Source organism: Rhodoferax sp. ZS1R8 (genome assembly GCF_056521325.1).
In genome coordinates this window covers 532,152-554,615 of sequence record NZ_JBWMBA010000001.1, presented here as the reverse complement: position 1 = coordinate 554,615, position 22,464 = coordinate 532,152, and the positions used below count along the sequence as shown (strand labels likewise).

The 22,464-nt window shown below is 62.4% G+C and carries 19 protein-coding genes; 15 read left to right on the top strand and 4 right to left on the bottom strand.

The window, feature by feature from the left end; genetic code table 11:
• Position 1 precedes the first annotated feature (1 nt).
• The 13 genes from AC097P_RS02620 to kdgR all read left to right on the top strand — a co-directional run bounded on the left by AC097P_RS02620 (position 2) and on the right by kdgR (position 16,922).
• Complete coding sequence (locus AC097P_RS02620; protein ID WP_479608799.1) at positions 2-1,129, top strand: ABC transporter ATP-binding protein; 1,128 nt, start codon at positions 2-4, stop codon at positions 1,127-1,129.
• A gap of 5 nt (positions 1,130-1,134) precedes the next feature.
• On the top strand, positions 1,135-2,424 hold the full coding sequence (locus AC097P_RS02615) for an ABC transporter substrate-binding protein (RefSeq protein WP_479608798.1): 1,290 nt from the start codon (positions 1,135-1,137) through the stop codon (positions 2,422-2,424).
• 5 nt (positions 2,425-2,429) lie between these two features.
• Complete coding sequence (locus AC097P_RS02610) at positions 2,430-3,593, top strand: oligogalacturonate lyase family protein (protein ID WP_479608797.1); 1,164 nt, start codon at positions 2,430-2,432, stop codon at positions 3,591-3,593.
• A complete protein-coding gene (locus AC097P_RS02605) occupies positions 3,590-5,947 on the top strand; it encodes a pectinesterase family protein (protein ID WP_479608796.1) in 2,358 nt (785 codons plus the stop codon). Before AC097P_RS02610 ends, AC097P_RS02605 begins: the two co-directional genes overlap by 4 nt.
• Before the next feature lie 2 nt (positions 5,948-5,949).
• On the top strand, positions 5,950-7,344 hold the full coding sequence (uxaC, locus tag AC097P_RS02600; RefSeq protein ID WP_479608795.1) for a glucuronate isomerase: 1,395 nt from the start codon (positions 5,950-5,952) through the stop codon (positions 7,342-7,344).
• A complete protein-coding gene (locus tag AC097P_RS02595; RefSeq protein WP_479608794.1) occupies positions 7,341-8,960 on the top strand; it encodes a UxaA family hydrolase in 1,620 nt (539 codons plus the stop codon). The genes uxaC and AC097P_RS02595 overlap by 4 nt, the downstream gene beginning before the upstream one ends.
• Positions 8,957-10,303, top strand: a complete 1,347-nt coding sequence (locus AC097P_RS02590; protein ID WP_479608793.1) for a tagaturonate reductase — start codon at positions 8,957-8,959, stop codon at positions 10,301-10,303. Before AC097P_RS02595 ends, AC097P_RS02590 begins: the two co-directional genes overlap by 4 nt.
• Positions 10,300-11,628 carry a pectate lyase family protein gene (locus tag AC097P_RS02585; RefSeq protein WP_479608792.1) on the top strand — a complete coding sequence of 443 codons (1,329 nt, stop codon included), beginning with the start codon at positions 10,300-10,302 and terminating at the stop codon, positions 11,626-11,628. Before AC097P_RS02590 ends, AC097P_RS02585 begins: the two co-directional genes overlap by 4 nt.
• A gap of 3 nt (positions 11,629-11,631) precedes the next feature.
• Positions 11,632-13,245, top strand: a complete 1,614-nt coding sequence (locus AC097P_RS02580; RefSeq protein ID WP_479608791.1) for a family 43 glycosylhydrolase — start codon at positions 11,632-11,634, stop codon at positions 13,243-13,245.
• A 48-nt stretch (positions 13,246-13,293) separates the two neighbouring features.
• Positions 13,294-14,277, top strand: a complete 984-nt coding sequence (locus AC097P_RS02575) for a TRAP transporter substrate-binding protein (RefSeq protein WP_479608790.1) — start codon at positions 13,294-13,296, stop codon at positions 14,275-14,277.
• Positions 14,278-14,288: 11 nt separating this feature from the next.
• Positions 14,289-14,777: a TRAP transporter small permease gene (locus AC097P_RS02570; RefSeq protein ID WP_479608789.1), complete on the top strand. Its 489-nt coding sequence runs from the start codon at positions 14,289-14,291 to the stop codon at positions 14,775-14,777.
• Positions 14,768-16,051: a TRAP transporter large permease gene (locus AC097P_RS02565; RefSeq protein WP_479608788.1), complete on the top strand. Its 1,284-nt coding sequence runs from the start codon at positions 14,768-14,770 to the stop codon at positions 16,049-16,051. The genes AC097P_RS02570 and AC097P_RS02565 overlap by 10 nt, the downstream gene beginning before the upstream one ends.
• Before the next feature lie 67 nt (positions 16,052-16,118).
• Positions 16,119-16,922, top strand: coding sequence for a DNA-binding transcriptional regulator KdgR (gene kdgR, locus AC097P_RS02560; protein ID WP_479608787.1), 804 nt, complete (start codon positions 16,119-16,121; stop codon positions 16,920-16,922).
• A gap of 17 nt (positions 16,923-16,939) precedes the next feature.
• On the opposite strand, the gene AC097P_RS02555 is transcribed toward kdgR, so the two are convergent.
• The 3 genes from AC097P_RS02555 to AC097P_RS02545 are packed head-to-tail and all read right to left on the bottom strand — an operon-like array spanning position 16,940 to position 19,191.
• Positions 16,940-17,575, bottom strand: coding sequence for a MarC family protein (locus AC097P_RS02555; protein ID WP_479608786.1), 636 nt, complete (start codon positions 17,573-17,575; stop codon positions 16,940-16,942).
• 25 nt (positions 17,576-17,600) lie between these two features.
• Positions 17,601-18,347, bottom strand: a complete 747-nt coding sequence (locus AC097P_RS02550; RefSeq protein WP_479608785.1) for an SDR family oxidoreductase — start codon at positions 18,345-18,347, stop codon at positions 17,601-17,603.
• Between the two features lie 19 nt (positions 18,348-18,366).
• Positions 18,367-19,191 carry a substrate-binding periplasmic protein gene (locus AC097P_RS02545; RefSeq protein WP_479608784.1) on the bottom strand — a complete coding sequence of 275 codons (825 nt, stop codon included), beginning with the start codon at positions 19,189-19,191 and terminating at the stop codon, positions 18,367-18,369.
• A gap of 96 nt (positions 19,192-19,287) precedes the next feature.
• On the opposite strand from AC097P_RS02545, the gene AC097P_RS02540 reads away from it, so the two are divergent.
• Both AC097P_RS02540 and AC097P_RS02535 read left to right on the top strand, forming a co-directional pair.
• Positions 19,288-19,977 carry a dienelactone hydrolase family protein gene (locus AC097P_RS02540; protein WP_479608783.1) on the top strand — a complete coding sequence of 230 codons (690 nt, stop codon included), beginning with the start codon at positions 19,288-19,290 and terminating at the stop codon, positions 19,975-19,977.
• A gap of 230 nt (positions 19,978-20,207) precedes the next feature.
• Positions 20,208-20,864: a glutathione S-transferase family protein gene (locus AC097P_RS02535; RefSeq protein WP_479608782.1), complete on the top strand. Its 657-nt coding sequence runs from the start codon at positions 20,208-20,210 to the stop codon at positions 20,862-20,864.
• A 104-nt stretch (positions 20,865-20,968) separates the two neighbouring features.
• On the opposite strand, the gene AC097P_RS02530 is transcribed toward AC097P_RS02535, so the two are convergent.
• Positions 20,969-22,261 carry a sensor histidine kinase gene (locus AC097P_RS02530; protein ID WP_479608781.1) on the bottom strand — a complete coding sequence of 431 codons (1,293 nt, stop codon included), beginning with the start codon at positions 22,259-22,261 and terminating at the stop codon, positions 20,969-20,971.
• Positions 22,262-22,464: the final 203 nt, after the last annotated feature.

The following is a 22,464-nucleotide window of genomic DNA, read 5'->3' as shown; positions in this document are numbered from 1 at the left end:
AGTGGCACGTTTAAGCCTCAGGAAAATTGAGAAGGTCTATCCCAATGGCTTCAAGGCCGTGCATGGTGTGGACTTGGAAGTGCGTGATGGCGAGTTCATGGTTTTCGTGGGCCCGTCCGGCTGTGCCAAGAGCACGCTGCTACGCATGGTTGCAGGGTTGGAAACCATCACTGGGGGAGAACTCTTCATTGGCGACAAGCTGGTGAATACGCTGGCACCAAAGCAACGTGGCATTGCGATGGTGTTCCAGAACTATGCGCTGTACCCGCACATGACGGTGTACGACAACCTTGCATTCGGACTCAAATTGGCCAGAACACCCAAGGCCGAGGTCGAGCAGCGTGTGCGCCATGCGGCAGGTCTGCTGGAGATGGAGCATTTGCTGGAGCGCTACCCCAAGCAGCTCAGTGGGGGTCAGGCCCAGCGCGTGGCTGTAGGCCGCGCGATCGTCAAGAAGCCCGAGGTGTTTCTGTTTGACGAACCGCTGTCCAATCTGGACGCCAAGCTGCGTGCCGCCATGCGGGTGCGCTTGACAGAACTGCACCGCACGCTGCGCGAGTCCGGCCAGCCGGCCACCGTGGTCTATGTGACCCATGACCAGGTGGAAGCCATGACCATGGGGGAGCGCATTTGTGTCCTGAAGGATGGTGTGATTCAGCAGGTAGACACCCCCACTGCGCTGTACGACCACCCTGCCAATGCCTTTGTGGCCAGCTTCATTGGTTCGCCCGAGATGAACATCGTCGAAGCCCAATTGGTGTCGCATGGCGGCGGTGCAGGCATCGCGCTGGGTGGGCAGGTACTGGCCCTGCCGGTCGGCAAGAGTGAACCACTGGCTGGCCGCATTGGCGCCGTGAAGTTCGGCTTGCGCCCTGAGCATGTATCGGCCGCGCCGCGCGCGCAGGGCGACAGTGTGCCGGTGCAGGGAATACTGCGCTTCACGGAGCATATGGGCAGCGAAGTTTTCGTTCACTTCAACGTGGGTGAGCTTACGATGAGTGCCCGCGTGCCGGCTGATGAGCTGCATGGCTTGCAGCACAAGACCCGGGGCGCTGCGCACGCATTCCACCTGCAGATGCAGCGCTGCCACCTGTTTGACGCCGACAGTGGCCTGACCCTGCTGACGTAGGCACCATGCTGCACCGTCGACATTTCACCGCTCTGGCGTTCAGCCCCTTGCTGGCGCACGCGCAAGTTGCCAAACCCACCGTGTTGCGGTTTGCCTGGTGGGGCGGTGCGGGGCGCCACGAGGCTACGCTGAAGGCCATCGCGCTGTTTGAGCAGCAGAACCCCGGCCTGAAGATCAAGGCCGAATACATGGGCTTCAATGGTTACCTGGAGCGCCTGACGACCCAGATCGCCGGTGGGTCTGAACCCGATGTGATGCAGATCAACTGGGCGTGGCTGGCCATGTTCTCCAAGCGCGGCAATGGTTTTACCGATCTGGACCCTTACCGCAACGTCTTGGCGCTGGACCAGTTCAGCCCCGAAGACCTGAACGCCGGGCGTGTAGCCGGCAAGCTGAACGCCCTGCCCACCGCCTATACGGCGCGCGTCTTTCTGTGGAACAAGGCCGCGTTTGACCGCGCCGGTGTGGCGCTGCCGACGACCTGGGATGAGTTGTTTGCAGCAGGCCCTGCATTCAAGGCCAGGCTGGGCGAAAACGCCTATCCGCTGGATGGTGAGCTGTACGACATGATTTTGCTGGCCCAGGCTTACGTGCAGCAGAAATATGGAACCCCGTATGTAGACCCCGTGGAGCCGCGCGTGGCCATGAGCCCGGCCGCAGCACTGGAATGGGTGCAGACCTACAAACGACTGATCACGGAGCATGTGGCCACGCCCCTGCCACTGCGCGCCAGTTTGGGCGGCGCGGAAAAGCCAACCGAACAGCAACAGGACTGGGTGGTCGGCAACTGGGCGGGAAATTTCACGTGGGACTCTGCGATCCCGTTGCGCGCAGCCACGTTGAAACCGCAGCAGAAGCTGGTGCTGGGCAGCTTCCCGACGCTGCCAGGGGCCAGTGTCAGCGGCATGTTTGGTCGGCCCACTGTCATGTTGGCGGTCGGGCGCAACTGCAAGCAACCCGAGCTGGCGGCACGCTTCGTCAACTTTTTGCTGACCGATCCGCAGGCCGCCCGCATCCTGGGCAAGACGCGGGGTGTACCGGCGGCGCGCAGCCAGTTGGATGTGCTGGTGCAGACCAACAAGCTGCCGGCCATGGAGTTGGCTGCCCACGAGCAGATCAAGAAGCAGCGCGAGGCCGGGCGCGTGCCTGTACCGGCACCGCTGTTCGAACACGCCCGCCTGCACAAGTTCATGCGCGAAGTGTTTGAGACCGTGGCCTACAACAAAACCACGGACCAGGAGGCCGCACGCCGCCTGGTCGAAGAGGGCAATGCCCTGTTGAAACGCATCAAGTAAACACCATGAGCAAATCTACACAACGCCAGCTGAGTTTCGAAACACACAACGACCCCGACACCGGTGCTCGCGTGACGCGGTTGACACCGCTGGACGTCACCTGCCACCGCAACTACTTCTACCAGAAGTGTTTCACCAACGATGGTTCCAAATTGATATTTGGGGGTGAATTTGGACCGGGTAACGCGTGGAACTACCACTTGCTGGACCTGCAAAGCCAGGTGTCCACGCAGCTGACCGATCAGCGCGGTGAAAACACCTTTGGCGGTTTTCTGTCGCCCGATGACCAGCACCTGTATTTCGTGCGCGCCGAACGCCAGCTGATCCGGTTGGCACTGTCGGACCTGTGCGAAGAGGTGGTCTACACCGTGCCGCAGGGCTGGGTCGGCTATGGCACTTGGGTCTCCAACAGCGCCTGCACCAAGATGGTTGGCATCGAGATCCATGCGGATGACTGGTTCCCCTTGAGCGACTGGAAGAAGTTCCACGACATGTACCACGCCAAGCCACGTTGCCGCCTGATCCGCATTGACTTGGCAACGGGTCAGCGCGACGTGATCCTGGAAAAACATGGCTGGCTGGGCCACCCCCAGTACCAGCCTTTCCATGACGACACCGTGGCCTTCTGCCACGAGGGCCCCCATGACCTGGTGGATGCCCGTATGTGGTTCATCAACGAAGACGGCAGCAACCTGCGTTGCGGAAAAGTGCACCAAACCGGCGAGAGCTGCACCCATGAGTTCTGGGTGCCCGACGGCTCATCGATGATCTATGTGTCATACCTGAAGGACCAGCGCGACCGCTGGATCTGTCAGCTCGATCCGGTGACGCTGGAAGACAAACGCCTGATGTCCATGCCCCCGTGCTCGCATCTGATGAGCAACTTTGATGGCAGCCTGCTGGTGGGTGATGGATGTGGATCACCTGCTGATGTTGCCGACTCGGGCAGCCACGACATCGTGACGGACCCATTCCTGCATGTGTTCGACCTGAAAACAGGCACCGTGCGGGCCATTGCCCACCACGACTCTTCGTGGGGCGTCTACAAGAAGAGCCGGCAAGTCACCCACCCGCACCCTTCGTTCACGCCCGACGAGCAGCAGATCTTGTTCAGCTCTGATGCGCAGGGTGAACCCGCCTTGTACCTGGCCGACGTTGGCGCAGCATGAGGCTTTGCATAGGCTTGGTAGCCTGCCTGTCGTTGACCGTGTTTGCACAGGACGCCGCGCGGCCGCAACTGGCGTCCGACGCGGCAGCGACCTACACCGCGGCCACGTATCTTGCGCAAGGTCCGTCGCCGTGGGCACCAGCGGATCTCTCCGCCGTGCGCGCCACGCGACCTGATTTCTATGTCACTTCGGACGGCAGTGGAACCCACGGCAGTTTGCAGACGGCGTTGGATGCCGTGCCAGTGGCCAGTGCTGGTGCACGGCGCGTGGTAATTGGCCTCGCCCCCGGCATCTACCGCGGCCAGGTGTGCCTGCACGGCAAGGCACCGGTGACGCTGATGGGGCTGGGCAGCAAGCCGTCTGACGTGCGTGTGGTCGCGTCACGGTACGCGGGCGAGGGCAAACGCCCCGGAGTGGATGCCGGAAACCCTTGCCTGCCAGCGTTGGATGCGCCGGCCTACGGCACCTTCAGTAGTGCGACCTTGGCCATTTTCAGCAACGACGTGCAACTGGCCCACCTGACGGTGGAAAACGACGCGATGAACGGCGTGCGCGGGGGTGTGGGATACCCCCCCGGCGCCGCAGAAGCCGGCGGTGCGCAGGCCGTGGCGCTGATGACCCAAGGCGATCGCATTCACCTCGAAGATGTGCGACTGGAAGGGCACCAGGACACTTTGTATGTGCGTGCCGTACCAGGCAATACCGGGGATCGGGTTTATGTGCACCGCAGCCTGATCGCAGGGGACGTGGACTTCATCTTTGGTGCCGGCACCCTGGTCATCGACGACAGCACTATACTCAGCCGCGCGGGTCGCCGGGCGGCGGGAGAGGGCGGCCACGTGCTGGCGCCCAGCACGGCACCGCAGACCTCGCTGGGCATTCTGGTCCACAACAGCCGCTTGATCAGCGAGGCCGGGCTTCGCCCCGGTTCGGTTTCACTGGGGCGTGCCTGGGACCAGGGCATTGCCAAGGGTGCGTGGCAACAAACCACATCCCCCAATGGCCAGGCGGTGGTGCGCGACAGCATGCTCGGCGCCCATCTGGCTCCATGGGCCGCGTCCACATCGCGCAGGCCCTTCAGTGCATCCGGCGAGCAGGCCAACCGCATGTGGGAATGGCACAACCAGCAGGTGGCCGACGCAAGCCGCGAAACCTTGGCCGCCCAGGACGGTTGGGCTGCTGCACAAGGCGGCACGCAAGGCGGCGCCTCCGCAAGCGCGCAGCACATCTACACGGCGCGCAACCGTGCGGAACTGGTGGCCGCGCTGGCCCCCGGTGTGCAACCGCGTGTGGTGCGTGTAGCGGGGCGTATCGACCTCAGTATCAATGACAGCGGCCGTGTACTGGGCTTTGAGGACTATCGCGACGCCGTGTTCGATCCCAAGGCCTTCCTCGCTACCTACGATCCGGCCGCCTGGGGCACCAAGGCGCCCGCCGGTCCGCAGGAAGAGGCGCGCAAGCGCTCCGCGCGGAACCAGGCCCGTCAGGTGGTCGTGAATGTGCCGTCCAACACCACGGTCATTGGTGTCGGTCCGGACGCTGCCATCGTCAATGGCACGCTGTTCCTGGACAAGGTAGACAACATCATCATCCGCAACATCCACTTCTCGGACGCATACGATTATTTCCCGGCCTGGGACCCCAAGGACAACGCGCACGGTGAATGGAATTCGGAGTACGACAACATCACGTTGCGGGGTGCGACGCATGTGTGGGTCGACCATTGCAGTTTCGATGACGGGCCGCGTACGGACGACACCGAGCCTGTGATGCTCGGCCGCCAGGTGCAGCACCACGATGGCCTGCTGGACATCACACAGCAGTCCAACTGGGTCACGGTCTCGTGGAACCATTTTCACGACCATGACAAGACTACGCTGGTGGGCAGCAGTGACGGGCAGACCCTGGACGAAGGCAAGCTCAAGGTCACGTTCCACCACAACTGGTACGAACGTATCAAGGAACGCACACCCCGCGTGCGTTATGGCGAAGTCCATGTGTACAACAACCTGTTTGAAAGCGCCACCGATGGCCCTTACCCATACGGCTATTCATTGGGGATTGGCCACCAGTCACGAATCTACAGCGAACGCAACGCCTGGGTGACACCACCCACTGTGCGCTCCCCCCAGTTGCTGCGTGTCCTCAAGGGCAATCGCTTCGTCGACAACGGGTCCACCCACAATGGTTTGGCGGTGGATTTGTTGGCTGCACTGCGAACGTCCTATCCCGGTATGAACTGGGTAACCGAGGCGGGTTGGACACCCAGCCTTTCTCTTGCGATGGATAACGCGTCGGACGTGCCTTCGCGGGTCCGAGCCGGCGCCGGCGCCGGGCGTCTAAAGGCAGATTGACGATGCACAATTTCATGGACAGCCATTTCCTGCTCGACACGGAAGTCGCGCAACAGCTCTACCGTGAGGTCGCAGCAGACCTGCCCATCATCGACTACCACTCGCACTTGCAGCAGGGTGAGATCGCAGCCAAGAAACGGTTCCGCAACATCACGGAGTTGTGGCTGGCGGGTGACCACTACAAATGGCGCCTGATGCGCAGCGCTGGTGTATCGGAAGACTTCGTGACTGGCACGCAGAGTGACGAGGCCAAGTTCCTTGCGTTCTGCGGCGTGCTGCCGCTGGCCGCAGGCAACCCTATCTACCACTGGTGCCATCTGGAGTTGCAGCGCATCTTTGGCATCACGCTGACCATCAATGCAGCCAATGCACCGCGCATCTGGGATCAAGCCAACACGCGTCTGGCCAGTATGAACTGCTGGACGCTGCTGGAGCAGGCCAAGGTGGAGGTGGCGTGCACGACCGATGACCCGGTGGACGACTTGGCGCAGCACGAGGAGATTGCGCGCTCGGGCTTGTCGACCCGCGTGTTGCCTGCCTTTCGCCCGGATGCCGCGATGCGCATCAACCTACCGGGCTTTGCCGACTATCTGGTGACGTTGAGTACGGTCACCGGTACCCGCATTGCGCACTATGGCGACCTGGTCGCTGCGTTGGCCGAACGTGTCGCCTACTTCCATGCGCGCGGTGCCCGTATCTCGGACCACGCCATTGACTTGCCCATCAGCTGTGATGCGGTGTCCGTCGATGCATGTGAGGCCTTGCTAGCCAAACGCTTGTCGGGAGCCCTGCTCAGCGAGGCCGAACAGGCTGCCTTCCAGCGCGGCTTGCTGCAGGACCTGGGCGCCATTTATGCACGCCACCAGTGGGCCATGTGCCTGCACATCGGGGCTCAGCGCAACAACAGCCAGCGCGGCATGCAGATGCTGGGGCCTGACACGGGCTATGACGCCATTTCGGATACTGGCCATAGCCGTGGTATCGCGAGCCTGCTGGACGCGCTGGATGCCGACGGCCTGCTGCCCAAGACCATGCTGTTTTGCCTGAACCCGGCCATGAACGAAATGCTGGCGGCCTTGATAGGCTGCTTCCAGGATGGCAGCGTGGCGGGCAAAGTGCAAATGGGCCCAGCCTGGTGGTTCAACGACCACAAGGACGGCAACCTGCGTCAACTGCGCGCGCTGGCCAACCACGGTGTGCTGGGCACCTTTGTCGGCATGGTTACCGATTCGCGCAGCTTTGCGTCCTACCCGCGCCACGACTATTTCCGCCGCCTGCTGTGCCGCCAGTTGGGGCGCTGGGTCCACGACGGCGAATACCCCCACGACCGCGATGCGCTGGAAACCATTGTGCGCGGTGTCTGCTACGACAACGCCAAACGCTACTTCGCGCTATGACGACGAGCCAAGGCAAGGTACTGTGTATCCACCCGGACGACGATATGTTGGTGGCCTTGGTGGACCTGCAGCCGGGTGAAACCGTGGAGTGGGGTGGTCAGCCGCTGCAGATCCACACGCCGGTCCAGCGCAAGCACAAACTCGCGCGGCACGGCTGTGCACCGGGCGACATCCTGCGCCTGTATGGCACTCCGGTGGGTAAGGCCACGCAGCCCATAGGTGCCGGTTGCGCCGTCACGACCGACAACCTGGAGCACTATGCACCACCGCTGCACGTTGACGCAGATGCAAAAGCACCCGCGTGGACCGCTCCCGACGTTGCCCGCTGGCAGCAGGCCACCTTCCAGGGCGTCGTACGCAAGGACGGGCGGGTTGGCACCGCCAACCACTGGCTGATCTTCCCACTGGTTTTTTGCGAGAACCGCAATGTGGAGCAACTGCGCGATGCGCTGGTCCGCCCCCTGGGCTATGGCCAGGAAGAGGATCTGGCGGACTTCACGCGATCCCTATTGGGCGGAGCGACAGGCCATGCAACCGCCACAAGCAGACCCTTCCCCAATGTGGACGGGGTGCGCATCATCACGCACCAAGGCGGTTGTGGCGGTACACGTGCCGATGCCCGGTCGCTGTGCCGCATTCTGGCCGCCTACGCCGACCACCCCAATGTGGCCGGCGTGACCGTGTTCAGCCTGGGTTGCCAGAATGCACAGGTGGATATGTTCAAGGCCGCGCTGGCCGATAAGAACCCGAATTTTGACAAACCCTGCCTGGTCTATGAACAGCAAGAGTGGCAGGGCGGCGAAGCGGCCATGATGAAGGCCGTGGTGCAGGACACGCTGAAGCAGCTGGCTATCGCCAACGAGGTGGTCCGCCAGCCGGTACCGTTGTCGCACCTGCGCATAGGGGTCAAGTGCGGAGGATCCGATGGGTTCTCGGGCATCACCGCCAATCCCGTGCTGGGTCTGGTGTCGGATCGTCTGGTGGCGCTGGGTGGTGGGTCCATTCTGTCGGAATTTCCCGAGTTGTGCGGCGTCGAATCCAGCTTGATGGCACGCTGTGTGCACGCGGCTGACCGGCAGCGTTTTGCCGACTTGATGCACGACTTCGAAACCCGCGCCCAAGCCGTGGGCACCACGTTTGCCGACAACCCCAGCCCGGGCAATATCCGTGATGGCCTGATCACCGATGCGATGAAGTCCGCAGGGGCAGCCCGCAAAGGCGGCAGCTCGCCCATTGTGGCCGTGCTGGACTATGGCGAGGTTGCACAGAAGCCAGGCTTGTCGCTGTTGTGCACCCCGGGCAACGATGTGGAGTCTGTGACCGCGCTGGTGTCCGCCGGCGCGAACGTGGTGTTGTTCACCACTGGCTTGGGCACGCCCACTGGTAACCCCATTGCACCAGTCGTCAAGATGTCCAGCAACACTGAACTGGCCACGCGATTGCCCGAGTTGATCGACTTCGACTGCGGCAGCATTCTGCAGGGCGCCGATCCCCAAATATTGGCAGACGGGTTGTTGGAGCACATCATCGCCATCGCATCCGGCCGACAGGAAACCCAAGCGGACCGCCTAGGTCAGCACGACTTCATCTTCTGGCGGCGTGACATCTCGCTATGAGCCTGTCCCCTTCACTGCGGCAGCTTCGGCGCGACGTGCCTTTCAGCTTGCCCATCCGCGTGCTGCAGTTCGGGCAGGGCAATTTTCTGCGCGGCTTTGTCGATTGGCAGCTGGATGTTCTCAACGAGCGTTGTGGCCTTGACTTTGGTGTGGTGATTGTTCGGCCAACATCCCGATCGGCAGCGCCGCTGCTCGACACGCAAGACGGCTGCTACACCACAGTGCTGCGCGGCCTCGACGCGGGTGGCGCGCTGCAAACCGAGGTCCGCAAGATCAGCTGCGTGCAGCGCGAGTTGGATCTGCGTGTCCACTTTGCGGACTACCTGGCCTTGGCCCGTAACCCTGATCTGCGGTTCTTTGTATCCAACACCACCGAGGCGGGCATTGCCGTTAACGGTAGCGATGGCTATGCCGACCGGCCGCCCAGTACCTTCCCCGCCAAGCTGACGCGGTGGCTGCACGAACGCTTTATGCACTTTGCAGGTGATGTTTCCAAGGGCATGGTGCTGCTGCCGTGCGAGCTGATCGAAGCCAACGGCCCGGCCCTGCGCGATGCGGTACTGCACTACGCGACGCTGTGGCAGCTCCCACCAGACTTTCATACTTGGCTGGCGCAGTCGTGCCACTTTTGCTCCACATTGGTAGACCGCATCGTCACTGGTTACCCGACGGAAGAGATTGCACAGCTGCAAGCTGCGCTGGGCTACCAGGACGACTTTCTGGTCACCGGTGAGCGGTACCACTACTGGGCGATCGAGGCGCCGCCCTGGGTGGCACAGGAGCTGCCGTTGCAGCGTGCGGGCTTGAATGTGCAGTGGGTATATGACTTGGCTCCTATCCGCCTGCGCAAGGTCGCCATCCTCAACGGCGCGCACACCGTGCTCGCTGCGGTAGGCCTGCTGGCAGGCGTTCGCACAGTGGGCGAGGCCATGCTGGACCCGGATATCGCCGGGTTTCTGGAGGCCACCCTCAGTGAAGAGATACTGCCTGCGCTGCCATTGAACCAAAACGACTTGCAGGCCTATGCACAAGACGTGCTGCTGCGGTTTCGCAACCCGCACATCCAGCACCAGCTGCAGGCGATTGCCTTGAATATGGCGAGCAAGTGCATCACGCGTTTGTTGCCCCAAGTCCAAAGCTTCAGAACGTCGACCGGGCACTTGCCGCCACGCCTGGTGTTGGCCCTGGCCGCGGCGCGGCAGGGGGTGGATGCGCCATCGGACCTGCTCGATAACGCCGTGGAAAGCATTGCGGGTCTGCCCGATGCGCTCGTGGCGGCGCATGCAACGCTACGGGCAGTCGGTATACGTCGGGCCATGTTGGATCAAGGAGTGACTGCATGAAACATCTGGTGCGCCGCGCCCTGGCGCTTGTGATGGGCCTGGCGGGATGCATCGCATCTGCCCAGACCCCCATGAACGCCTATACCTATGACACCCAGGGTTGGGCGGATGGCACCCTGGGGGGGCGTGGCGGTCGCATCATCCGTGTTACCCATCTGAACGCGTCGGGTGCTGGCTCACTGCGGGAGGCGCTGGAGGCCGAGGGCCCCCGCATCGTCGTGTTCGAGGTCGGCGGTGTCATCGACATGGGTGGTGAAAACGTCACGATCAAACACCCCTACCTCACCGTTGCCGGGCAGACGGCACCCAAGCCTGGCATCACCGTGGTCAAGTCAGAGACCAATATTGCAACCCATGACGTCATCATCCAGCACATGATGTTCCGTCCTGGCGAGTTTGGCCGTGCCAAGCGCAGCGGCCACGACCAGGACGGCATTTCAACCCGGGGCGCCGCCCACCATGTCATCGTTGACCACTGTTCGCTATCGTGGGCGACTGATGAAAACTTGTCCGTCAGCGGCCCCCGTTTCAATGGTGCTGACCCTGTGGAGTGGCGGCGCAACACTTCGCACGCCATAACCTACAGCTACAACCTGATCTATGAAGGGCTGGCCAACTCGGTGCACGAAAAGGGTGAGCACTCCAAGGGTAGCCTGATACACGATAACGCCACCGGGATCCTGCTGTTTGGAAACATTTACGCATCCAACCGCGAACGCAACGCGTTGTTCAAGGGCGGTGTGCAGGCAGCCATGGTCAACAACCTGATCTTCAACCCCGGCGCGAAAGCGGTGCACTACAACCTGGTGGCCCACGAGTGGGCGGGGCATGAATACTTGACTGGCAAGGTCAGCCTGGTGGGCAATGTGTTCCGCCACGGACCCGACACCAAGGCCAACACACCGCTGTTCGCGCTGGGCGGGCATGGCGATGTGGAACTCTTCCTGCAAGACAATATTGCCGTCGATGACGTCGGGCGCTCTGTGGCACAAACCGGCGTCTACACAGCCGGCCAGGCGCGCATCCTGGGTGTGGACAAGCCCTACCTGCTTGCGGGCACCAAGCTGTATGCCGCGAAGGACTTGGAGCGCGAATTGCCGCTGGCCGCCGGAGCGCGACCCTGGGATCGCGACCCTATTGACTTCAAACTCCTGTCCGATGTGGCGGAAGGGCGGGGTCTGATCATCGACTCCGAAGTCGACAACGCGATGGGCTACCCACGCTACCCGCCAACCCGTCGCCCCTTTGTCGATGCGGATTGGAACCTTGCCGATATGAGCCCGACAGCCGGTTGGGCCTCACTATCCGCCGCGGTGCGCCGCTAGACCATGGGCCCCTTGTTGCGTTGCGCGCTGGTGTTGGGGGCAGGTATGGTGTCGGCGCAAGCCGGCGCGGCAGACTGTGCGCAGAACCCCGGCAACGCCTACCTACGGCCGTGCCAGACCTGGGCACAGGGCGTGGAGGGGCAACGCAAGGCCGACCTGGGCGACGGCCGCTACCTGAATCCCGTGGTGGCGGGCGACCACCCAGACCCCAGCATCCTGAAGGAGGGCGACGATTACTACATGACGTTCTCCTCCTTCGAAGCTACGCCCGGCGTCACCATCTGGCATTCGCGTGACCTCGTCAACTGGGCACCGATAGCCTCGGCGCTGACTGAGTATGTGGGCAGCGTGTGGGCGCCCGAGCTCACCAAGCATGGTGACCGCTATTACGTCTACATACCGGTCAAACAGCTTGGCAACAACAATATCTACGTGGTTCACGCGCGCGACATCCGCGGACCGTGGTCGGCGCCTGTTGCGCTGAACAATGACCGCATAGACCCCGGCCATATCGTCGGCGAGGACGGACACCGCTATCTGTTCCTGTCACACGGGGACCGGGTGCAGCTGTCTGACGACGGGCTGCGCACCGTTGGCCCCGTGACCCATGTCTACGATGGCTGGAAATACCCCGAGGACTGGGATGTAGAGAGCTATTCGCAAGAAGGCCCCAAGATGCTGCGCCGGGGCGAATACTTCTACATGACGCTGGCTTTGGGCGGGACAGCTGGGCCACCCACTGGGCACATGGTCGTGTCGGCACGGTCCAAGTCCATCCACGGGCCATGGGAGAACTCGCCGTACAACCCCATCTTGCGAACCCGCTCGACGGCCGAGAAGTGGTGGTCCAAGGGGCACGCAACATTGGTCGAAGGCCCCAACCACCGAGACTGGTACATGCTGTACCACGGCTACGAGAACGGCTTTTACACACTGGGCCGCCAGACGCTGCTGAGCGCAGTGGAGTGGACGCCGGATGGCTGGTTCAAGGCGCGGGACGTGGATGACGGTGCACCGCTACCCAAGCCCGGTGGTGGCCACGCCGTGGTGCATGGGCAGCAACTCTCCGATGATTTTGCGACCGACAGGTTTGGCCTTCAGTGGAGCTTCTTCCGCGGTGGAGCGAATGCCATGCAGCGGGTCCGTTTCAAGCCTGGCCATCTGGAACTGCGGGCGCAGGGTGATTCGCCTGCCAACAGTTCGCCCATGAGCTTTGTGGCTGGCGACCAGGCTTATGTGGTCGAGGTGGACATGGATTTCGACGACGAAGCACAGGCCGGCATGCTGCTGTTCTACAACGACAAGCTCTACGCAGGCCTGGGCGTCAACCGGCAGAATTTGGTACTGCACCGCTATGGCATGGACCAGCGCAAGACCGCCAAGCCGCAGGGCATGGCCAACACGCTGCGCATGCGCCTTACCAACAACCGCCACGTTGTCAGCATCCATACATCCATCGACAAGGGGCGCAGCTGGCAAAAGTTCGGCACCCAGATGGAAGTCAGCGGCTACCACCACAACGTGGCCTATGGCTTCATGAGCCTGCGCCCGGCCCTCTACGCCGCCGGCAATGGCTTTGTACGGTTCAGCCACTTCACCTACAGGGCATTGCCCTAGCCACCGTTTACCCATATTCCGTACCCACCACAAGAAGGAGACTAGACGATGACAACATGTTTTCGCGCACACCGCGCCCTGATCGCCGCGGCCGTATCCCTGCTGGCCACAGCAACCGCCGTACAGGCCACGGAGTTCCGCTCTGCGGATATCCACCCGGATGACTACCCCACCGTACTGGCCGTTCGCCACATGGGTGAGGAGCTGAGCAAGGCTACCGGTGGCAAGCACAGCATCAAGGTGTTTTCCAAATCGGCGCTCGGCATCGAGAAGGACACGATCGAGCAGACCAAGCTGGGCGCCATTGCAATGACACGCGTCAACGCGGCGCCGATGAACAACATCTGCGCTGCAACCATGGTGCCGACCATGCCTTTCCTGTTCCGCTCCACCGAGCACATGCGCAAAGTGCTGGACGGCCCGATCGGCGATGAGATCCTGAAAGACTGCGAAGCACAGGGCTTCATTGGTCTGGCCTTTTATGACTCCGGCGCGCGTTCGATCTACACGGTCAAGAAACCCATCAAAACCCTGGCTGACGCCAAGGGCCTGAAGGTACGCGTGCAACAGAGTGATCTGTGGGTGTCGCTGTTGGAGGCCATGGGCGCCAATGCGACCCCCATGCCCTTTGGCGAGGTATACACCGCGCTGAAGACCGGCTTGGTCGACGCTGCGGAGAACAACTACCCCAGCTATGAAAGCTCGCGCCATTTTGAAGTGGCCCGCTACTTCAACAAGACCGAGCACTCGCTGGCACCCGAGATTCTGCTGTTCTCCAAGAAGGTGTGGGACACGCTCTCCAGCGACGAGCAAAAACAGATCCGCGCCGCGGCCAAGGAGTCCGTCACCTATATGCGCAAGCTGTGGGACGAGCGCGAGGAAAAATCCCTGGCCATCGTCAAGGCCGCGGGCGTGCAGATTGTGGATGTGGACAAGGCCAGCTTCCAGGCGGCCATGAAGCCGGTGTATGACAAATTCCTGAAAGACCCCAAGCTGCAGGACATGGTCAAGCGCATCAACGCTGTCAAGTAAGGCGCACAGCGATGTACACCCGCTTTTGCGCCGCGCTGGCGCGGCGTTGTCTGCAACTGGGCGTGTTCGGCCTGGTGCTGCTGGTCGTGGCCGTGCTCTACCAGGTGGTGGGGCGCTACGTGTTCAACGACACACCCACCTGGGCGGAGAGCGGGGCCGTGCTGCTGGTGCTGTACGTGACCATGCTGGGCATGGCCGTGGGTGTGCGCGACGCGGGCCACATCGGCCTGGAATCGCTGCTGGTCCTCGCGCCAGAGGCTGTGCGCCTGAAGATGGAGCTGCTGATCCAGGCGCTGGTACTGGCCTTCGGGCTGGTCATGGCCTACAACTGCGGCGTGCTGGCCGCCAGCGTGTGGGACTACAAGATACCCACACTGGGCATATCGGAAGCCTTCAAGTACCTGCCACCGGCCGGGGCGGGCGTGTTGATTTCGCTGTTTTCTCTCGAACATATCATCGCGCTGCTGCGCCATGAAGACGTGGAGCCCGCATGGCACTGACTATTTTGTGCGTGAGTTTCACGCTGCTGTTGCTGCTGGGCGTGCCGGTGGCGTTCTCCATCGGCTTGTCTTCTTTGGCTACCTTGCTGTATGAGGGCATGCCGCTGGCCGTGGGCTTCCAGCAAATGATTTCGGGCATGAGCCCGTTCTCGTTCCTGGCCATTCCATTCTTTATCTTTGCAGGCGAGATCATGATGTACGGTGGCATTGCTGACCGGATCGTGGACTTTGCCAAGTCGCTAGCCGGCCATGTGCGCGGTGGCCTGGGTATGAGCAATGTGTTGGCCTGCACGCTGTTTGGCGGCGTGTCGGGCTCACCGGTCGCGGACGTGTCGGCCATGGGTGCGGTGCTGATTCCGCAAATGAAGAAGGAGGGCTACGACGCCGACTACGCGGTCAACGTCACCACCCATGCGTCTCTGGTGGGGGCGCTGATGCCCACCAGCCACAACCTGATCATCTTCACGCTGGCGGCCAGCGGCAAGGTCAGTATTGCGGCGCTGATCCTGGCCGGCATTGTGCCGGCGATCCTGCTGACCATCTGCAACCTGGTTGCGGCCTATGCGGTGGCCGTCAAGCGCGGCTACCCTGCTGGTACTTTCCCCGGTTGGGCCGTCGTGTGGCGCTCATTCCTGCAGTCACTGCCGGGCTTGCTGGTCGTCGTCATCATCATCGTCGGCATTCTGTCGGGTGCGTTCACCGCCACCGAATCAGCCTCGGTTGCGGTGGTCTGGGCGCTGTTTCTGGCGGCGCTGGTCTACAAGCGCCTGACGCGTGAGCAGTTCCTCAAGGCCGCTGCCAAGGCGGTCAAGGCCACCGGCTCGGTGCTGCTGCTGATCGGTATCAGCTCCATGTTCGGTTACCTGATCGGCCTGTACGGCGTGGCGGAGCTGACCGGCCAGTTGCTGGCCAGCGTCAGCACCAAGCCCTGGGTCATCTTCTTGTGGGTCAACATCATCCTGTTTGTGCTGGGCACTTTTCTGGACATGGCAGCCACCATCCTGATCTGCACACCCATCTTCTTGCCGATCTGCCAGCAAATGGGCATGAGCACCGAGCAGTTTGGCATCGTCATCCTGATCAACTGCGCGTTGGGCCTGAACACACCGCCGGTAGGCACCACCCAGTTTGTGGGTTGCACGATAGGCGGGATTTCGGTCGGCGAGGTCATGAAGACGATTTGGCCCTTTTACGGTGGGCTGATTGCGGCGCTGATGCTGGTGACCTATGTACCAGCGTTTTCAATGTGGCTGCCGCATCTGCTGCTGAAATGACGCGGCATGGCACTTACAAATGGGTCACAATACAATTTGAAACGTGTTTTCAGAGAAACCAAAACAAATGGATGATGACTCCCTAGACTCCAAGCAGCCCGAGTCCGTGGCGGCTGTGCTGAAGACCTTTGGCTTGCTCCAGGCGTTGGCTGAGCGCAGCGAAACCGGCATCTCCGATCTGTCGATGCGCTTGGCCATGCCCAAAGCCACTGTTTACCGATTTCTGCAAACCATGATGACGCTGGGCTACGTGCGACAGGAGTCGGATAGTGAGCGGTACGGCCTGACGATGAAAGTGTTTGAACTGGGCACCAAGGCCTTGCAATACCCCGAACTGGTTGACCTGGGCAAGCACCACATGCAGATGCTGGCCGACAAGACCGGCGAGACGGTGCACATGGGCACGCTGATCGACAGCGAGATCATTTATGTGCACAAGGTCGATTCGCGCCACATGTTGGGCATGTACTCCAAGGTAGGGCGGCGTGCACCCTTGCACTGCACCGCCATTGGCAAGGTGCTGATGGCTTGGGAGCACCCGGACCGCCGCGCGCTGATTCTGCAAGGTGCCGAGTTCACCAAGTACCGCGACAAGACCATTGTGGAGCCCGCCGCTTTTGCGCAGGAGCTGGAGCGCGTCAAAGCGCAAGGTTTTGGTGAAGACCGCGAAGAGTTCGACGACCACATCCGCTGCCTGGGCGTGCCCATCTTTGACCGGCTGAACCGCCCCATTGCCGGCCTGAGTATTTCGTTCCCGACCTTCCGCTACGACCCTGCGCGCGAGGGCGAAGTGGTGGCCATGCTGACCGATGCCAGCCGCGACATTTCGACCAAGCTGGGCTGCACCCGCTTTCCGCTGGATACCCCGTAAGGCTGCCCGGCTGCGGTTCAGTGGTGCCCCAGGCTTGGGAAGAGTTTGACCAGCCCGTCTGACATCACTTCCACGGCCAGCGCCGCCAGAATCAAACCCATCAGCCGCGTCATCACGTTGATGCCGGTCTTGCCCAATACGCGCGCTATCGGCTCGGCCAGCGTGAAGCACAGCGCGGTGGCCAGCGCAATGACGACGCCATAGCCCACCAGCGTGCCCAGTTGCAAAAAGGTCTTGGCCTTCTCAGCATAAATCACCACCGTGGACATGGTTGCCGGGCCGGTCAGCAGCGGAATGGTCAGCGGCACAACGGCGATGCTGGCACCGCGGGCCGCCTTCTCTGCACCGTCCTCCATCTCGTGCGTGTTGGTCTTGGCCTCGGCCGGCTGCGCGTTCAGCATGTTCAAGGCGGATGTCAGTAGCAGCATGCCACCGCCCACCTGGAAGCTGGCCAGTGAGATGCCGAAGAAATCCAGAATATTCAAGCCTGCCAACGCGCTGATGGAAATGACAACAAACGCGCTGAATGATGAGACCAGGATCGTGCGCCGCCGCTGCTCACGCGAAAAGCCTTGCGTGTAATGGATGAAGAACGGCACGATGGCCAGCGGGTTCACGATCGCCAGCAGCGTGATGAGGGGCTTGTAGTCCATGGGTTCTCCGGGTGGTGTTGTGTGCCTAGCGCCCGCCGGCCACATCGACCAGCGTGCCCGTCGTGTAGCTGGACGCCTCGCCCATCAGCCAGACGATGGCCTGCGCCACCTCGTGGGCGGTGCCGGCGCGCTGCATCGGCACCTGGGGCGCCAGCTGCCGGGCCCGGTCGGGCTGGCCGCCGCTGGCGTGGATGTCGGTGTCAATGATGCCGGGCCGCACGCCATTGACGCGGATGCCTTCCAGCGCCACTTCTTTCGCCAGACCCACTGTGAACGTATCGATGGCACCCTTGCTGGCCGCGTAATCCACATATTGGCCAGCGCCGCCCAGGCGGGCCGCCGCGCTGGACACGTTGACGATGCTGCCACCAGCGCCACCATGGCGTGTGCTCATGCGCTTGACGGCCTCGCGGGCGCAGACAAAAGAGCCCAACACATTGGTCGCAAACATGCGCTGCAGGCGGGTCCAGTCCATACCGTCCACGCGGCTGGCCACATCCACAATGCCGGCGTTGTTGACCAGGCTGCTCAAGGGCCCCAGCTTGGCATCGACCTTGTCGAACATGGCCATGACTTGGGATTCGACCGCGACGTCGGCCTGCACGGTGATGGCCGTACCACCCGCGGCGCGGATCTGGCGCACCACCTCGTCGGCCGCCAGCGAATTGTTGGTGTAGTTGACGGCGACCGCATAGCCGTGCTGCGCGGCCAGCAGCGCGGTGGCCGCGCCTATGCCGCGGGAGCCGCCGGTGATCAGGGCGATGGGTTGCATGAGAGAGACAAGGGCAGGGCTACAGCGGACGAATGCTGCCTTTGAGGATGGCAGGGGTGTAGTACCGCTGAAAGCCTTTCCAGACCTCGCCGGATCGGGCTGCCCGCTCCAACGCGTCCTGCAGCGCAGCCTTGTCCTGTGGGCTGAGTGCGGTGTTGGAGATATAGACGCCGCTGTCTCCCCACGGCAGCTCTTCCAGAGGCTCTACGCGCAATTTGTCCTGCAGGTCGCGCACACGCTCGTCGCCCTGCACGGCACCTGCCAGAATCGTCGAGGCCATGATGGTCGCGTCGGCCGTGCCAGCCTTCAGCAGGCGCGCGACGGACAGCGCGTCCACCTCCAGAATCAGGCGGCCCTGCTTGCCCAACTGTGCAACCAGTTCCTGGTAGGCCGGGCCGTAGTCAAAGCCCCGCACCAGCGCTACTTTGAGTGACGTGTTGTCTTGCAGCTCGCGCAGCGTCTTGATCGTGGTCCGGTTGGACTGGATGGACAGCAGCGTGGGCCGGTTGTGCACCAGTGCCACAAAGGTGCCCACGGCATCGCGCTTGGGTGTCTTGCTGGCGGGTATCAGCAGGTCGGCCCGCCCGGTTTCGAACATCACCTCCAGCCGCGCGCGGGGCACTTCGCTCATCGCAAACGTGCAGCCCTCTTTGTCGGACAGCCCACGCAGCAGGTCGGGGTAAATGCCGCTGATGGAATCGCCCTCTATCAGCACGCTCTGTCCTATGGGGGCCACCGGCACCTGGATCACCCGGGAGCATGCGGCGTTTGCCACCGTGGCGCCGAACACCACCGTGCCCAGGCAGAGCAGCAGCGTGTTCAACAGGGAGCGGGGTACATGCATGGCAAGGGTATTCCGTTGGCTGGGGCTGGCATTCCCATTTTGGGAGCCAGTTTATCCGCGATAACACCATAATGGTTTGATTTGTAACAACGCACCATGACATCCAGCTTGCAACTCACCGCCGCCGACGGTTTCAACTCACCCGCCTATGTGGCACACCCTGCGGGCCAGCCCCAGGGCGCCGTTGTCGTGCTGCAGGAGATCTTTGGCGTCAATTCCCATATCCGCAGCATCGCGGACGGATATGCCGCCCAGGGCTACGTGGCCATCGCACCCGCCACCTTCCACCGGGTGCAGCCCGGCGTGCAGCTGGGCTACACGCAGGACGACATCACGGCCGGCGTCGCGCTCAAGGCCGCTGCCGAGGCACTACCGCCGCCGGGCGTACTGCAAGAGGTAGCCGCGGCGGTGGCGTACGGCACGCAGTTTGGCAGGGTTGGCGTGGTCGGCTACTGCTGGGGCGGGTTGCTGACCTGGCGCGCCGCCTGCACGCTGGACGGCATCAGCGCCGCCGTGCCCTATTACGGTGGCGGCATGACGTCGGCCGCCGAGGTGGCGCGCACCCCCCGCTGCCCGGTGCTAGCCCATTTTGGCGACCAGGACCACTCCATTCCGCTTGAGGGCGCGGTGGCTTTCCAGCAGGCGCATGCCAATGACGGCGTGCAGGTCCATATCTACGCTGCCCAACACGGCTTCAATTGCGACCAGCGGGGTTCTTACAACCAAGGCGCTGCAGACCTGGCGCGCGAACGCACGCTGGCATTCTTTGCCCAGCACCTGGGCTGACGGTACACCAGGGGGCATGCCATGCAGTTGCGCCGAAAGCTTATGGCAAACTGGGCTGTAGCCCTCGCCAGGCGCGCGCAAGCAGCTCTGTTTTTGATAGCAAACTTTGGGGCCGCCGACACTGCGGACTACACCGGCCCGCCAGACGTGGCGCGCAATATTGCGTGGAACAATGGTGCCCGCCTTTCGCCGTACCCAATCCTCCCACCTGATTGACTAGCACCACCGCCATGATCCGACTGCACTACGCCCCCGCCACCGCCAGCATGATCCCGCACATGCTGCTGGAAGAGCTGGGCATCCCCTTCCAGCTGCACCTGGTGGACAACACCACCGGCGCCCACCGCGAACCGGCCTACCTGAAGCTCAACCCCAACGGTCTTCTGCCCGCATTGACCGACGGCGACGGCTTGGTGCTGTACGAGACCGCCGCGATCTGCCTGCACCTGTGCGACACGCATCCCCACGCCGCCCTGGCCCCTGCCGTGGGCACGGTAGAGCGCGCCCATTTCTACAAATGGCTGATGTGGCTGACCAACACCTTGCAAAGCGCGCTGGTTGTCTACTTTTACCCGCACCGTTGGGTGGACGAGGGCAACGCTGCCGGCGTGGCCGAAGTGAAGGCCCATGCGCAGAGCAAGATCGACAGCATGTTGGACCAACTCGACGCAGAACTGGCCCGCCATGGCGGCGGCCCGTGGTTCACGGGTGAAGCTTATTCTGCGCTGGACCCGTATGTGTTCACGCTGTGCCGCTGGACCCGCAACTTCAGCGGCCGCAAGGCGCGGGATTTGCCGCATCTGGGGCCGTATCTGCAAAGGGTGCTGGAGCGGCCGGCAAGTCAGAGGGTGATGGTGACGGAGAAGTTGAGCGCGCCGTTTTATTGAGCGTGGCTTATAAGCGGACTTCGTTATTAGTGCAGCTTCAGACCATGGATTCAACCGGTCGATGCAAGAAGCGCCGCCGCGGACAGGACACAAGAACCTCGTCGTCAGCTCGCGTAGCGGCGCGGCAAAAGAACCCGGAATGTCGTTCCGGCCGCATTAGACTCAACCTCGACGGTCGCATCCAGCAACTCAGCGAGCCGTTTGACGATTGAAAGGCCAATGCCTTCCCCTTGCTCTTGATGTGCGGCTCCAGTACTTGCTGGCACTGGCGACGGTTGTGCGTCTGCTGCAACCCCCGCTTCGTTTGCGTCCCCCGTTTGTCCGGCTGATTCAGTTGCCGTCTCCAGAGCGCCGACCAATGGGGCGCCGGGACCGGCAGCAAAGCCCGGACCAGTATCCTGTATCGACACCATCCAGCGTTTCCCATCGTCCGACGCGCAGTCACCCCAGCTGAGCGTGACTCCGCCTCGCACCGTGTACTTGACGGCATTGATCATGAGGTTTTGCACCAGGCGGCGTATCTTGACAGCGTCGCCTTCGACGATGAACGAAGGCGGTCCCTCCTGCCGGAGAAAAAGACCCCGCTGCTCGGCGTACCCCTGCAGGTCGTCAACGAGGGCAGTCAATGAAGCCGCCACGTCGACCTCGGATACCCGGCGCGTCTCCCTTCCCGCCTGCAAGCGGGCCAAGGCAGTAACGTCCTCCAGCAGGTGGTGGATAGAGGCCACATTGCGGTCGAGAATGCGCAAAAATCGCTCCTGCACGGGCTGGGTGGGTCCAACCTTGCTCAGCATTTGAGTGGCTGTCCTCACAACGCCCAAGTTGCCACGCAGGTCATGCGCTGCTTGGTGCCAGAGATCTGCGCGTTCTTGCTCCAGTTCGCGAATGTTTTCCAAGGCTTGCTCGAGGTCCTGAATGTGCCCGGCGGCTTCCACTTGCCGCAGTCGAAAGTATTCCGCAATGCTCTTGCTCGACTCCACACCACTCATCTCTGCCCAAATCCATCTTGCCGTGGCCATGACCTCAGCCTCGAGCCCAGGCCGCGCCCGTGCGTACTCCTCCAGCTGCAGGACGACGGCCTCGTTGAGACGTCCGAGTTCGCGAGACACCTCCAGCAGGTCATATCCCTGTTGCCACCGGTGCAAACCATGGGCAACGGCCTGCTCATTCTGCTCGGCGGCAGCTGCTTCGGGAACCAATTCTCCGGGGTCCAGCCGAAGCGCGTACGCTTCCAGCAGCCCGGGGATGTGGTCATCGAGCTGACTACGTGGCAACGAGTGCGCCGTTGTCAGCATCCGGTCCTCCTTGACTGCCTTGCGCCAAGTCTGAAGGGTTTCATGGCGCTTACTCCGAAGGTGAGCGGCCAGGTCGGCAAGGGAACGCTGCAAAACGGTCATGCATCGAATTATGCCCGGCTAGTAGCATGTCGCCTGTGCCGCCTGAAAACCGTCACCCGGTACGGGCAGTAGCGAAAGTTGCAGCCGTGCTGCGGTCGGAGCTTCGCGGAGGCGTTGACCATGGACATGCCTATGCCCTGCAGCTGCACGGGCGCGTTGCGGCCCGACGCGAATGGTTAGTCACAAAGTGCGTGTAGATGGAA